The organism is Acetobacteraceae bacterium (genome assembly GCA_004843165.1).
Taxonomy (GTDB): Bacteria; Pseudomonadota; Alphaproteobacteria; order Acetobacterales; family Acetobacteraceae.
Genome location: CP039459.1, coordinates 1,766,319 through 1,780,450 on the forward strand (window position 1 = coordinate 1,766,319; position 14,132 = coordinate 1,780,450).

Sequence of the window (14,132 nt, forward strand, 5' to 3'; positions counted from 1 at the left end):
AGCCAGATCCTGCTGGAACAATGCCCTTACTCGATCATTTAAAGGAGTTGCGCCGACGAGTGATTTACTCCTTGGTGGTTTTTCTTCTTTCTTTTGGGTTATGTTATTATTTCTCAGCGGAAATTTATAAATTTTTAGCAGAGCCTTTAATGCAAGTCCTTCGGGAGCAGGGTGTTTCTGATCCGCATTTGATTTCTACAGATCTTACAGAAGGATTTTTCACCTATATTCGTGTTGGGATGTTTGGCGCACTTTTGCTTGCCTTTCCGTTTATAAGCATTCAGCTTTGGATGTTTATTGCACCGGGACTTTATAAAAGTGAAAAACAGGCTTTTTTCCCTTTTTTAGTGGCAACGCCTATTTTATTTATCCTTGGCGGGGCTTTGGCTTATTACGGTGTCATCCCTTACGCTTGGCGTTTTTTCCTTTCTTTTCAGCAGGGGGCAGATACGGGGGTTGGTATTCGACTTGAGGCAAAAATTTCTGAATATCTTTCTTTGGTGATGAAGCTCATTTTTGCCTTTGGATGTTGTTTTGAGTTGCCTGTGGCTTTGACATTAATGGTTAGAGTTGGATTGGTCAGTGTTCAGCAATTGGTTGCTTGGCGGCGATACGCTTATGTGGCCGCTTTTGGTGTCGCTGCTGTCTTAGCGCCGCCGGATGCGCTAACGATGGTGGGCTTGGCTATTCCTTTGATGGGGCTTTATGAGGTCTCTATTTTGACCTCCCGTATGATTTTAAAAAAGAAAAAAGAAACCGAAGAGCTAGAAGAAAAAGAAGAGATTTTGAGCTAAAAATCAAAAGTTAAATAAAAGAGGTTATATAAGATGCATGATATTCGTTTTATCCGTGAAAATCCGCAGGAATTTGATCGTCAGCTCGCAAGGCGGGGGCATACGCTTGTCGCAGATAAAATTTTAGCGCTGGATGCGGCATGGCGGAAATTGACATCCCAGACACAAGAGCTTCAGTCTAAAAGAAAAGCGCTCTCTAAAGAAATTGGGATGTGCAAACGCAATAAGACGCCAAGTGAGCATTTAGAATCTGAAGTCGCCAATCTTAAAAAAGAGCTTGAAATTTGCGAAGACAAATCCAAGCAAGAGGCGGCGACTTTACAGGATATTCTTGCCCGCATTCCCAATCTGCTTTCAGAAGATGTTCCCGCCGGGAAAAGTGAAGCGGATAATCAAATTGTGCATGAATGGGGAAATAAACCTGAATTTTCCTTTAAACCGGAACAGCATTTTGATTTGGGGGAAAAGCTTGGTCAGATGGACTTTCAAACAGCGGCCAAAATTTCGGGTGCAAGATTTGTTGTGCTGAAAGGCGGATTGGCTCGTTTAGAACGTGCGTTGGGGCAGTTCATGCTTGATCTTCATACGCAGGAATTTGGATTTGAAGAAACCAATGTGCCAATTTTGGTCAATGAAAGCGCCATGTATGGCACGGATAAATTACCGAAATTTTCGGAGGAATCTTTTCAAACAACAGATGGAAGATGGCTGATTCCAACGGGAGAGGTGCCTTTAACCGCAACCCAAGCAGGGGAAGTGATTGCAGAGGATAAATTGCCTTTGCGAATGACAGCATTGACACAATGTTTCCGTTCCGAAGCCGGAGCTGCCGGCAAAGATGTCCGTGGTATGATCCGTCAACATCAATTCTTAAAATGTGAACTGGTTGCGATTACCACACCGGAACAGAGCGAAGCCGAGCATGAGCGTTTAACACGTGCAGCGGAAACGGTGCTGGAGCGTTTGGAATTACCATATCGCCGTCTTCTTTTGTGTGAAGGGGATACGGGGTTTGGGGCTGCAAAGACTTGGGATTTAGAAGTTTGGCTCCCCGGGGCAGAGGCTTGGCGTGAAATTTCCTCTTGTTCCAATACCAGAGATTTTCAGGCAAGACGCATGAACGCCCGCTATCGTTCGCAAGAGGGTTTGAAATTTGTCCATACGCTTAATGGCTCTGGTTTAGCCCTTGGACGTGCTTTGGTTGCTGTGATGGAAAATTACCAGACGGAAGAAGGGCATATTCGTATTCCAAAAGCCCTCCAGCCATATATGGGCGGCGCAACAATCATTTCTTAAATGAGGTACAGGAAAAAAGGGGCTGAAAAATTGGCCCCTTTTTTACGTCATATTAATTGCCTGAAGCTTGTGGAAGAACCGGTAGGATTGAACCGCCGCCTGTTGAGTATATATCCATTTTACTATTTCCTTTATTAAAGGAACGGGCCACGGAATCTGTACTGGTTTTAGAGTTTCTGGTCTGTTGATTTTCGAATGCAATATCTGCTTTTTGCTTATCAAGAGCAGCTTTCTGCTGATTGAGGGTAAGTCGGTCACTCTCTAAAGCGATATTTTGACGTTCAAGTTTAGCTTCCCATTCTGGTGGTGTGATTGAATTTCTGATTGCATCATTATGGCGTTGGAGTTCCATCATGCCATCAAGGGAGCCTTGCCCTTGAATTTGTCGGGATTCTTTAGAAAGATGTCGGACATGATGGCCAACCTGCTCACGAGAAAAACTCATCGAAGGGAAGAATGAAAGGGTTAAACAACTTCCAAGAAGCAAGGTAGAAAGCTTTTTCATAAAGATTTTATCCTTTCATTCAGTCATTGGCGTAAGTTTGTGGTTTTGGCCAACTCTGCTGGTTTTGTAATTGCAAGGCCTGCTCTGCTGGGGTCATTGCTTTGGTAATATTATTTTGCCAGTGAGAGGGATCATTTGTCACTGCTTGAGATTGCTGCGTGGTAGCTACTGGCATTTGAGGGGTAGGGGGAGCTACAGTAGCATCTTGAACGGCAGCTTGATTAGCAACTTTATGCCCTTTGGTTTTCTTTATATTGACAAGGCGTTGGCATTCTTCAAAATTATTGGGTTGAATTTTTGTTTGCCCATTGATTTGAACAGCATAGGCCGTGCCTGTTTTGAATTCACAAGGTTTGGCAATTTCAATCGTATTTTGAATTTGAGGATTATTGGGATCTTGAAATGCTAAAACCAAAGATTGCGGATGAAGCTGTGGTGATTCAAAGATACCAATTAAGCCGTCAGCATCTTTATTTGTGTTTACGACAGTAGCCCGGGCAGGCATGACAGAAAGAATTGTTACAATACGGCCGGTAGAGGCAACGTTAAGTTCATCTTGTCCAAAAGTTGTCGGTTTTAAATCTTCAACGGGCGTGTAGCAGCCTGCAAGTAGAGAGAGGCTGAGAATAGAAGAAATGCTAAAAAAAGCTCTTCTTTTTTGAAAATTCTGAAAGAATAATTTCATTATAATGAGATTCCTGCCAAGATTCCTGTTTTTTCAGAGGCGTGAAGGTCTATGGCTATTTAAAAAGCGTGATGGAAAATACAGCGTGAGGCTATTGTGAAAAGAAAAAGGAATGGTTTGGTCTAACTTTTTCTTAACAGCCTCTTTCGCTGTCGGCACTTTGATTATAAGTGCCGTTTATCTATTTACTGACCTGCTTCTGCTTGAGCATTTTTAAGAATTTTATTGGCGATTGCTTTTGTTGCTTTACCTTCTTTAATCCATTTGGAATGTGCAGAGGATTTCGGTGCAGCTTCAATTGCTTTGATTTTATCGTCTAGGGCAGAAATATTATCACCAAGCATTTGAACACGTGTCGCAACTTCGTCAGCGCTTGCTTGGCCTTTTTTATGATCTGAGGTCACTTGCGCAAGAGATTTTTCAGTCTCTTTCACCTGTGTTTCAGCATAGGTCAGGTTGCTCTTAAGTTCTTGATCCGAAGAAACTTTTTTTGCAACTTCAGGTTGGATATCAGAGGGATGCGGTGCCGCAGCTAAGCTCAAATCCTCCGCCATGCTGCTAAGAGGCGCAGAAAAAAGAAGAGCAGAGGAGAGAAAGCCGCCTAAAATGAAAGCTTTTTGAGAAAAAGAATGGGGTCTGGACATTTAAAACCTCATAGAGAAAGATGGATAATTTTTTTTCACGCTACACTTTTCTGTCAAAAGGGAGAAGAACCCTCTTCATTTCTTTGGACGTTTTTTAAAAGGTTTTCGACTCTTTTTCTTATCATCTGGTGCTGAGGCTTTCGTGAAATTCTTTTTATGTTTTTCAGGATGTTTTTTATTGTCGGAAGGTTTGCGGGAAAAATGCTTTCGACGTTTTTCTTTGATTTGACTTTGGGTGCGTAGAACTTGCTCAATCCAATTATTGAGATTTTTTGCATTTTTTTCAGCCTGTTCTATATCCGCATAAATTTCTGGGAAACGCATTGCCAACCAGCGCCAGCTAACGAGGCGTTTATGACGTTTTTCTGCATGTTCAAGTTCTTCACGGGAGGTTTCAAGCGGGTTTGGCAGGCGGCCGGTGCCTGGTGGGACAATGTGCTCTTTGCGTGCATGTTGAGAGGCCCATTCGACGAGGCGTACAATGCCTTTATCCTGAATTTGGATAGGGCACATGGCATATGTCCATCTTGTATTAAGATCAAGATTTTCGACCCCCTCAAGCGCAGCGGCAATTTCAAGCGCCTGATCCATGTTTGCAAGACGGTAATTGGGATCATTCGGCTGCAAAACGGCACGCTGAATACGGCTGAGCGTTCCATAAAGACTGTCTGTTCCGACCTCTCTTGCAACCATATGGATAATGTCGGAATCAGGCTGGACTTGCGGTCTGAGATCTTTGATCGGTTCAGGTGGTGCAAGAAGTGCCGCACGTATCCTTTCCGGATTTCCAGCGCCTTCTAAAACACAAACAAGACCTTTTTCATGCTTGCCATAACGGCCGGCACGTCCACCAATTTGTTTAATCTCTTGACTATTGAGCGGTCTGACATCTCGTCCATCAAATTTTTGGAGAGCGCTGAAAACGACACGTTTAATGGAAAGATTTAGTCCCATACCGATGGCATCGGTTGCAATTAAAATATCCGCTTTGCCTTTATTGAAACGGGCCGCTTCCGCACACCGCACCTCGGGGCTTAAGGCCCCATAGATGACAGCAACATTTTTGCCCATCGCCATGAGTTCCGCCCGCAGGTCAAGGACTTCACGGCGGGAAAAGGCAATGAGAGCATCCCCTTTACGTAAACGGTCTAAAGATAAGACGTGCCCTGTTTCTAAAGGTGACTTTCTTTTAAGGCTAACTTCGGAGACTTCATCACCGCAAAGTTCCGCAATTCGTTTCACCATCGGAATACAATCTGCCGCACCGAGAACAAAAATCTCACGTGCAGGCGTTCCCATAATAGCCGCTGTCCATGCTGCGCCCCGATCGGGGTCTGTTAGCATTTGCGCCTCATCAATGACAGCGACATCTACCGGATTATGGAGAGGACACATTTCAACAGTTGCGGCGAGATGACGGGCATTAGGATCAATAATTCTTTCTTCTCCTGTTGTGAGAGAAGATCTGACACCCCGAGAAAGAAGCATATCATGGAATTCATGCGCTAAAAGACGTAATGGGGCCAAAGCGACACCACTTTCTGCCTTGGTAAGAGCCTCCAGAGCGGCGTAGGATTTTCCGGAATTCGTAGGGCCGGTAATAATGGTAATGTGGCGTTTCATCGCACGGGCCGTTTTAAAATGTGCGGCAAAATGATCTAAAGCCGCCGCCTTGGCAATGGCTGCATTTCCCTCACGGCTTCCTTTTGGAATAATAGGGAGTTCATGCGGCTTTTTCGGCTGGACCGGTCCTTCGTCACGCCATTCAGAAACAGATTTTTTAAGGCGAGAAATAACTTTAGGATCGAAAAGATAAACCTCAATCCCCTTACGCTCTTCCCTGCGAACAGGTATTAGGCGCTTTTCTGCAATCCAGCGTAAGGCTTCTCGCCTGCTGCAATGAAGGATTTTAGGTAAATCGTCGAAAGGAATGAGGCTTTTTTCCCATTTTTCGATTTTTGCAAGTTCTCGTAAGCGGCTATTTTCCGCACGTTCTCTAATCTTCTCCTGATTTTGAAGACGTTTTTCTTCTTGGAGTGCGAGAGACTTTGCAAATTTACTATTTTTTTCTCCTAAAGCATCGCCGACAGAAAGGGCGAGCGTTTCAATTTGCGCAGGAGAAAGGAAAATCTCTCTTTCCTGTAGCTCATCGGAAATATCTCGTAAAACCTGTAGGGGAGATAAGGACATTTCCTGCCAAGTTTCAGCTTGCATTTCTTGTAAGGCATGTCGCAGATCTGCTGGGCTTGGATTAAGCGTTTGAATTCTTTTGACCGCTTTGGAAACGTCTTGGGCGGTTACCCAAACTTGCTCATTGGCTTGCGTTTCCTGAAAAAGCTGAGAGGCCCATTTTTTTTGCCGTATTATTCTGAGGGAATCACGAACGAGCGCAAGGCAATATTCTGTTTCGGGCGTTTCCTCTTGGGCATGATGCCGTAATCGCTGAAGGAGTGTGTTTTTTTCTGCTGCGTCTATAGGAAATATGGATTCTTCATTTTTTGGGGAAGTCGCCGCATATTCTTCTGCTTTTTTAAAGACAGATTCTGCAAAGTGAAGCCGTGTTTCTGTCATAGAATCTGAGGGTAGTTTGTCATTAAAAAGAGGCGTTGTTTTATTCATAACTTATTAGTGGTCTATTCTTTCTGGAGAGGCAATGCGAAATAAAGATTATATTGATAGAAATTAGAAGAGATAAGAGGGTGGAAGATTTTCTCTCTTTCTCGTAAGTTCTTCATATTTGAGATATTATTTAACTGATAGGCTGGGGTTTTTGATGAATTTTACACCTTTTCCAGAAAAAGCTGCACCTGTCCCTTCCCATGAGGAAGCGTTGACAGGTCTTCTTCCGCTTTCAAGTGAGGGCGAAAATGCGCACCAGTGGCATTTGGCCGATCCCTCCAAAGAATATGCACATCTCTATCCGGCAAAAGTCTTAAAAGTTCATCATTGGACAAATCGTCTTTTCAGTTTCATCACCACACGTGATCCTGGCCTGCGTTTTGAAAATGGTCAATTTACGATGATTGGTATGGAAATTGAAGGCAAACCTTTGCTCCGTGCTTACTCCATCGCCTCTGCGAATTATGAGGATTTCATGGAGTTTTTATCCATTGCGGTTCCTAATGGTCCGCTGACTTCTCGTTTGCGCCATGTGAAGGAAGGGGATACCGTTCTTATTGGCCGTAAACCTGTTGGCACTTTATTATTAGATAATTTGCGTCCGGGCAGAAACCTCTATCTGTTCTCAACAGGAACGGGTTTAGCACCTTTTATGAGTTTGATTAAGGATCCAGAAGCGTATGATCGTTATGAAAATGTCATTTTAACACATACGGTGCGTGAAAAAGATGAGTTGGCTTATCGCCAATTTGTGGAAGAAATTTTGCCAAAGCATGAGTTCCTCGGTGAAGAAGTTGCGCAGAAGCTTCGTTACTATCCTGCGGTCACAAGGGAGGAATTCCCTGTGCAAGAGCGGATTACAACCCTGATTAAAAATGGTCGTTTGTGGACAGATTTAAAGCTTGATCCTTTGGATGCTGCTCATGACCGGGCAATGATCTGTGGTTCACCTGATATGCTGAAAGATACAGAAGAGTTGTTGGTAGAAAAAGGATTTGATGAGGGAAATAATAATCATCAAGGTTCTTATGTCGTTGAAAAGGCCTTTGCGGAGCGTTAAAAGCGCCCAAAGGAAGAGGATTTTATGAAAAAGTTTGACTGTCTCGTTATCGGTGGAGGCTCAGGTGGCGTTCGATTTGCAAGGATTGCCGCACAGCGTGGGGCAAAAGTTGCCATTATCGAAGAGAGGCATTGGGGAGGAACCTGCGTTAATATTGGCTGTGTTCCTAAAAAACTCATGGTCTATGGCGCTGCCTTTGGGCATGTCGTTGAGACAGCAAAATCTTATGGCTGGAATTTAAAAAATGAGGGGTTCGATTGGCAGCGTTTTCAGACGTTGCGAAACCAAGAAATCTCCCGTTTAGATCAGATCTATGCTCAAAATCTGCAAAAAGCCGGCGTTACGCTCATTGAGGGACACGCAAGCTTTATTGACAATCAAACTTTGGAAATAAAATCCTCTTCCTTATCGCCAAATGCGGAAACGATCCGTGTGACAGCGCCGCAAATTGTGATTGCCGTTGGCGGTGAAGCCATGCGTCCACAAATTGAAGGCGCAGAGCTTGGGATGGTTTCGGATGATATGTTTTGTTTGAAAACCTTCCCCAAGAATATCACCATTATTGGCGGTGGTTATATCGGCTTGGAGTTTGCTGGGATCGCCGCAGGTTATGGCGCAAAGGTAAATCTCGTTTACCGGCAAGATTTGCCATTACGTGGCTTTGATGAGGAAATACGGGAATTACTTGCAAAACGCATTCCGCTTTTTGGGATTGATGTTCATGCAGGGTGCAGTCCCAAAAAAATCCAAAACGCTAAAGAAGGGACGCTTTCTTTAACCTGTGATAATGGTTTGGTGCTTGAAACAGAAGCTGTTTTATTCGCAACAGGCAGAAAGCCTAATTTCACAAAATTAGGTCTTGAAAATACAGGGGTGAAACTTTCCAAGGATGGTCGCCATTTACTTGCAGGTAAAGAAGAATGCGCAACAACGCAGGAGGGGATTTATGCAATTGGGGATGTTTTAGATAAGGTTAATTTAACGCCTTTTGCTTTGGCGCAAGGGCAGGCTTTGGCAGAAAAACTTTATCCATCTTCTGAAAAGAGTAATCGTTTTTGGAATTTCAATATTGTTCCGAAAGCTGTTTTCTTTTCCAGTCAAATTTCTGTTGTTGGACTTTCTGAGGAGGAAGCTGCGGCGCAAGAAGATATAAAAGTTTTCACCAGCCAGTTTACGCCGATGTCTGCTTCTTTAGCGCAGGGAGATTTAAAGGAAAGAGAAAAGATTTTCATTAAAATCATTGTCAGTGCAGAAAATGACGTGCTTTTAGGGGCGGCAATGATGGGGAAAGATGCCGCTGAAATCATTCAAATTATGTCCGTTTGTGTGGCAAATAGAATGACGAAAAATCAACTTGATTCTGTTATCGCTTTACACCCGACAACAGCGGAAGAATTTGTCACTTTGACCTCTTCTCCGCGTTTGGTTTCTGTAAAAAGATAATTAAAGAAAAAAGAATTAAAAATGCCAAAGGAAAGCGATTTTTTATGATAAAAGCACGCGCTTTATCCTTGCAGGAAATTACCCTTATTTTCATCACAATGATTTGGGGCGGCTCTTATTTTTTTATGCAAATGGGATTGCTGCATTGCGGGGCAATGTTTTTTGTTGCTGCACGTTTCCTTCTGGGCGGTATTTTAACTTCCTGTATCTTTTTTCGCTCTTTTTTTTCTATTACGAAAAAGGATTTTATTGCTGGTGCCATTACAGGGGCGATGGCTTTTTTCGGGCAGGCGCTACAGACGGTTGGCTTGGAAACCATAACGATGAGCCAATCTGCCTTTTTAACAGCACTTTATGTGCCGCTTGTTCCTCTCTTCCAATGGCTCGTTTTTCGAAAAAATATTGGGATTTTCCCCTTGCTAGGGGTAGCGCTGGCTTTCACCGGGCTACTTATTCTTTCAATGCCTTCAGGTCTACATTTTGCCTTGGGAAAGGGAGATATTTTAACACTTTTATCTGCCGTTGCGATTGCGGTTGAAATTGTTTTGATTAGCAAATTTGTCAATGGCGTTCATATGGTAAATTTTGCCATTATCCAGTTGATTACTTGTGGCCTTGGGGGATTGCTCGCTATGCCTGTTATGGGCGAGGCATTTCCTTCTTTTTCGTGGGGATGGCTGTTTCCTGTTCTTTTTTTAGGGATTGCAAGTGTCGGCATTCAATTAGGCATGACATGGGCGCAAAAAACAATTGCCGCCTCCCGTGCGGCTGTGATCTATGCCGGGGAGCCTGTCTGGGGCGCCATTTTTGGGCGAATGGCAGGAGATAGGTTGCCATTTTCCGCCTTTGTCGGTGGTGCCTTTATTGTGATGGCTGTCATTATTAGCGAATGGCCCTCAAAAAAGAAATGAGGCAGACTAATTTTAGCCGTTATCCCAGCCATTGGTTCTTGGTGCAACCCAGCCATTTCCTGTTGAATCGCCGAGACTGCCTTGTCCAACGGGACTGCTATTTTGATAATCCGTCCCAAAATGATCCAAGTTTGTCCCTGTTAGCGTATCATGTTCCACATGGTGCTCTGGATCTGGACCATATTTAAAATCCTCTTGGAGAGGTGCGGCAATATACCCTCTTGGCGGTGGATGGTGACCATAGGCATGGACATGTTCGCCGTCTTTCCCTTTTTTAAGCGTATCAGCAGGCTCAGTATCTGTATCGGTAAAGGGCTTTCCAAATTCAACAGCCTGCGCTTTCGCCGGCTGATCTAAAAGATGAAGAGAAAAACTTGCACTGCCGAACAAGGTCATGCCGAGTAAGGAAAAAAGATGCGGACGAAAAAGATGAGAAAGAAACATGAAATATTTTCTTTAAGAGACGATGAAATAAAAAAAGAATATAGTTGAGCTTCTAGAAAAATACATATTTAATCATCTTTAAATGAACGAAAAAAGAAGATGTTTGAAGAGATAGCTCACATAAAAATTATTTTTTAGGTAATATTTTTCACTTTTTGAATAAAAAGGCGACCCTTTAGCCGTGACAGAAATGCCCACAATTGCAGCTCTTTCTGAGAGTGAATACAAGATTCGTGAAAAGGCGATTCAGCATTCGCCATCTGTAAATAAATCTCTTTCAAGGAAAGAAATTTCAGCTTGGACGGATAGTTATTTCAATCGAACCTCTGAAATTGTTGCCAGTTACGGGGATTCCCAAGTCACTTACGCTTTCTTTTTGCGCCGTCCTAGTCTTTCGGCCTGCCGTCTTGCCTTAACATGGCTCCAAAATGTCTCTGAAGTGCAGGGATTTTCTTATGAAATAGAAGATTTGGTTCCAGAGGGAGAATGGGTAGGGGGCGGTGATCCGATTTTTTATTTAACAGGGTCAATGCATTTTCTCGCACCCTTGGAAACATTGCTGTTGCAAAAAATTGGCGCAGCCTGTGTTGCCGCACATAATGCTTTCCAGCTTGCAAGTGAACTTCCAAAAACGCCTTTTCTTGCGATGGATGCCCGCCATTGCGCCGGTAATGAAATGCAGGAAATTATGGCTTATGCCGCCTCTGTCGGTGGATTGGCCGCAAAAAAAACAGGTGCCAAAGGCTTCATTGGCAGCGCTAATAATATCACAGCACCTTTTTTTGGATGTAAAAAAGGGGTCGGTACAATGCCGCATGCTCTGATTGGATATGCAGGATCAACATTAGAAGCTGCAAAAATGTTCCATAAAACCTATCCAGATGAAAATTTGGTTATTTTGGTGGATTATTTTGGCAGAGAAATCAGTGATGCTATTGAGGTAGCGGAATATTTTCCAGAATTGGTTGCGCAGGGACGTTGTTGGGTTCGTTTAGATACGCATGGCGGACGTTTCTTGGAAGGTTTAGACCCACAATCTTCCTATGCTGTCATTCAGCGTCATACACCGGATGTTATTCGCCGCTATCGCTCAGAAAGAGAATTGCAATATCTTGTCGGTACAGGGGTTTCGGCAGCAGCAATTTGGAAAATGAGAGAGGCCTTGGATGCGGTTAATCTTCAAAAAGTTAAAATTTTAGGTTCCTCAGGATTTAATGCAGATAAATGTATTGTTATGCGGGATGCAAAAGCGCCTCTTGATGCGATTGGCACAGGTTCTTTCTTGCCGGCAACATGGTCTGAGACTTATGCAACAGCGGATATTGTTAAATATGATGGTGTTAAAAAAGTAAAAATTGGAAGAGAATTCCTTTTAAGGTAAATAGAGAGGAAGAATATTTAAAAATGATGATGAAAAATGCAAAGGGAATGGGATAATGGCCTCGGCTTCAGAACAAAAAACTGAGAAATCTTCGCTACTTGTTTATCTAAAAGATTTATCAGGTTCAGGAAATGATCCTGAAATTGTCGGGGGATTCGAGAGTGATAAACAAGCATTCTCTTTTGCGAGAGCCTATTTATACGATAGCATTGAGCGTTGCCGTGTACCAGGCGCTTTTGGCAATGATGTTTTGGAAAGCTGGAAGCTTTTCGGAGAGGATGTCGAAGTAAAAAAAGGTGATGAAATCGTTTGGAATTCCGAAGAAGAAGTCGCCCAAATGGTAAAGGTCAAGGCGCAACGTCAAGAATGCAACTGGCGGGAACTTGATCCCCGTGCGGAAGCACAGCCTGAAGATGCGCAACATTGTGCCTGTGGGCATGAACATGCGTGCGATCATGGGTGTGATCATCACCATGATGAAGATGATTTTGAAGATAATAATGAAATAATGGTTGGACTATGAAATTACGTTTTGCACCTTCTCCTACGGGTCGTTTACATGTGGGAAATGCTCGCCTTGCTGTGGCAAACTATCTTTTTGCACGTCATCATAAAGCAACGCTTTTGTTGCGTGTGGATGACACGGATGCTGAACGTAATAAAGCGGAATATGAAGAATCAATTCGTCATGATTTAAAGTGGCTGGGTATTGATTGGGATGAAGAGGCACGTCAGTCAGACCGCAAAGATCGTTATCAGCAGGCGATAGAACGCTTAAAAGAGTCTGGACGCCTTTATCCGTGTTTTGAAGGGGAGGAAGAGCTTAAATATAAGCGGGAGCAAAAACTCAAAGCAGGGTTGCCGCCTGTTTATGATCGGGCAATGCTTTCCCTTACCGCAGAACAGCGTCAAAAAGCGGAAGAAAACGGCAAAAAACCCTATTGGCGTTTCAAACTTTCTGATCGTGTCTGCAAATGGGATGATCTGATTATGGGGCAGTGTCATGTGCCGCTCAGAACTGTTTCCGATCCGATCGTTGTGCGTGAAGATGGCGAAGTGCTTTATTCTCTTGCTTCCATCGTGGACGATATGGAGTTGGGCGTTACCCATATTATTCGTGGACAAGACCATGTGGGCAATACAGGCGTTCAGATTGAATTAGCGGAGGCGCTGGGTGCAAAGCCAAATCAATTTACTTTTGCGCATTTCCCGCTTTTGCTGGACGGAGAAGGGAAGAAATTCTCAAAACGCCGTGGTGTAGATGCCAGTCTTGCAGGTTTGAGACGGGATGGCTTCTTGCCGGAGGCGATTATTTCCTTTCTTGCAACGCTTGGAAGCTCTCAGGATTCTGTTTTGAGAAATAATCAGGAAAATATTGCACATTTTGATCTTTCAACCATTTCCAAGGCCTCTCCACGCTTTGAAATGTCGCAGTTGATTGCCTTAAACCGAAAAGCTTGGCACGAGAAGCCTTATGCAGAAGCCAAAGCTCTTTTACCAGAAGGGACTTCAGAAGCTTTTTGGAATGCCATTCGTGGTAATATTGAACTTGGCACAGAAATTGCGCATTGGGTGAATGTTGTCCAAGGAGAACTCGTTATTGAATCTCAAGCAGGCGAAGAATCTTTTTTTGATGCTGCGATTGAATTGCTACCAGAGGCGCCATGGACAGAAGAGACATGGAAAGCTTGGACAAATGCGATCAAAGAAAAGACAGGGAACAAAGGGAAAGCTTTGTTTCATCCATTACGTCTAGCTTTGACGGATGAGGATTCAGGGCCTGAAATGCGTCTTCTTTTACCGCTTATCGGTCGGGAGAGGGTTTTATCTCGTTTAAAATCTGCAAAAGGAAGTGTTTAGCGAATGCGTAAAATCGTTAAAATAGGTTTTTCAGCTTTTCTTGTGAGCGCAATGGTCGGCACTTTTCCTATCGTGGCAAAGGCCGGGCCTTTTGCGCAAAAAGAAGAACAGTTGACCACTGTGCCAACCTCTAAATCGCTTTATGCAGAGATCACAGCTTTACCGGGACATGCCGATGAGGTCGCAAGCCTCCTTTCCGCCTTGGCAAAGGAAATTCGGGCTGAAAAAGGATGTGTGAGCTTTCAGGTCTTTCGCTTAGTGGATGATCCGAATGTTTTTCATGTGGATGAAACTTATTACGATGAGGCGGCGTTTCAGGCGCATATTGCGACAGAACATGGCCGAAAATTCAATGAGGCAATTAAGCCTCTCGTAAAAGGGGGTAAGTCGGAATTATTTTTCGTCACCCCTGTTATGTAAAGGCATGGAAGTCTATTGATTCCATATAGTGTTAAAATTTCAAAAGGATAAAATAAACATGCGTAAAATT

The 14,132-nt window shown here is 43.6% G+C and carries 14 protein-coding genes; 9 read left to right on the forward strand and 5 right to left on the reverse strand.

Going from position 1 to position 14,132, the window contains the following annotated elements:
• Window positions 1-20 precede the first annotated feature (20 nt).
• Together tatC and serS are read left to right on the forward strand one after the other, a co-directional pair.
• Window positions 21-794 (forward strand): twin-arginine translocase subunit TatC, encoded by a 774-nt coding sequence (gene tatC, locus FAI41_08470; protein QCE33833.1) that lies wholly within the window; start codon window positions 21-23, stop codon window positions 792-794.
• Window positions 795-827: 33 nt separating this feature from the next.
• Window positions 828-2,090: a serine--tRNA ligase gene (gene serS / locus FAI41_08475; protein ID QCE33610.1), complete on the forward strand. Its 1,263-nt coding sequence runs from the start codon at window positions 828-830 to the stop codon at window positions 2,088-2,090.
• Window positions 2,091-2,142: 52 nt separating this feature from the next.
• On the opposite strand, the gene FAI41_08480 is transcribed toward serS, so the two are convergent.
• The 4 genes from FAI41_08480 to FAI41_08495 all read right to left on the reverse strand — a co-directional run bounded on the left by FAI41_08480 (window position 2,143) and on the right by FAI41_08495 (window position 6,495).
• The gene (locus FAI41_08480; protein QCE33611.1) at window positions 2,143-2,595 is read right to left on the reverse strand and encodes a hypothetical protein; all 453 of its coding nucleotides are present in this window, start codon (window positions 2,593-2,595) and stop codon (window positions 2,143-2,145) included.
• 19 nt (window positions 2,596-2,614) lie between these two features.
• Window positions 2,615-3,280, reverse strand: coding sequence for a hypothetical protein (locus FAI41_08485; protein QCE33612.1), 666 nt, complete (start codon window positions 3,278-3,280; stop codon window positions 2,615-2,617).
• A 185-nt stretch (window positions 3,281-3,465) separates the two neighbouring features.
• Entirely contained in the window at window positions 3,466-3,924 is a 459-nt protein-coding gene (locus FAI41_08490) for a hypothetical protein (protein ID QCE33613.1), read from the reverse strand.
• A gap of 75 nt (window positions 3,925-3,999) precedes the next feature.
• Window positions 4,000-6,495, reverse strand: coding sequence for an RNA helicase (locus FAI41_08495; protein QCE33834.1), 2,496 nt, complete (start codon window positions 6,493-6,495; stop codon window positions 4,000-4,002).
• 202 nt (window positions 6,496-6,697) lie between these two features.
• Here FAI41_08495 and FAI41_08500 point away from each other — a divergent pair, with 202 nt between their 5' ends.
• From FAI41_08500 to FAI41_08510, 3 genes are read left to right on the forward strand one after another with little or no spacing between them, the layout of a single operon-like run.
• Window positions 6,698-7,603, forward strand: a complete 906-nt coding sequence (locus tag FAI41_08500) for a ferredoxin--NADP reductase (protein QCE33614.1) — start codon at window positions 6,698-6,700, stop codon at window positions 7,601-7,603.
• A gap of 24 nt (window positions 7,604-7,627) precedes the next feature.
• Window positions 7,628-9,046, forward strand: a complete 1,419-nt coding sequence (gene gorA, locus FAI41_08505) for a glutathione-disulfide reductase (protein QCE33615.1) — start codon at window positions 7,628-7,630, stop codon at window positions 9,044-9,046.
• A gap of 44 nt (window positions 9,047-9,090) precedes the next feature.
• Window positions 9,091-9,957, forward strand: coding sequence for a DMT family transporter (locus tag FAI41_08510; GenBank protein ID QCE33616.1), 867 nt, complete (start codon window positions 9,091-9,093; stop codon window positions 9,955-9,957).
• Between the two features lie 12 nt (window positions 9,958-9,969).
• Here FAI41_08510 and FAI41_08515 read toward each other — a convergent pair whose 3' ends face one another.
• Window positions 9,970-10,401 (reverse strand): hypothetical protein, encoded by a 432-nt coding sequence (locus FAI41_08515; GenBank protein ID QCE33617.1) that lies wholly within the window; start codon window positions 10,399-10,401, stop codon window positions 9,970-9,972.
• 229 nt (window positions 10,402-10,630) lie between these two features.
• Here FAI41_08515 and FAI41_08520 point away from each other — a divergent pair, with 229 nt between their 5' ends.
• From FAI41_08520 to FAI41_08535, 4 genes are read left to right on the forward strand one after another with little or no spacing between them, the layout of a single operon-like run.
• Complete coding sequence (locus FAI41_08520) at window positions 10,631-11,782, forward strand: nicotinate phosphoribosyltransferase (GenBank protein ID QCE33835.1); 1,152 nt, start codon at window positions 10,631-10,633, stop codon at window positions 11,780-11,782.
• A 55-nt stretch (window positions 11,783-11,837) separates the two neighbouring features.
• The gene (locus FAI41_08525; protein QCE33618.1) at window positions 11,838-12,305 is read left to right on the forward strand and encodes a hypothetical protein; all 468 of its coding nucleotides are present in this window, start codon (window positions 11,838-11,840) and stop codon (window positions 12,303-12,305) included.
• Window positions 12,302-13,642 carry a glutamate--tRNA ligase gene (locus tag FAI41_08530; protein QCE33619.1) on the forward strand — a complete coding sequence of 447 codons (1,341 nt, stop codon included), beginning with the start codon at window positions 12,302-12,304 and terminating at the stop codon, window positions 13,640-13,642. The genes FAI41_08525 and FAI41_08530 overlap by 4 nt, the downstream gene beginning before the upstream one ends.
• 51 nt (window positions 13,643-13,693) lie before the next feature.
• A complete protein-coding gene (locus tag FAI41_08535; protein QCE33836.1) occupies window positions 13,694-14,062 on the forward strand; it encodes an antibiotic biosynthesis monooxygenase in 369 nt (122 codons plus the stop codon).
• Window positions 14,063-14,132: the final 70 nt, after the last annotated feature.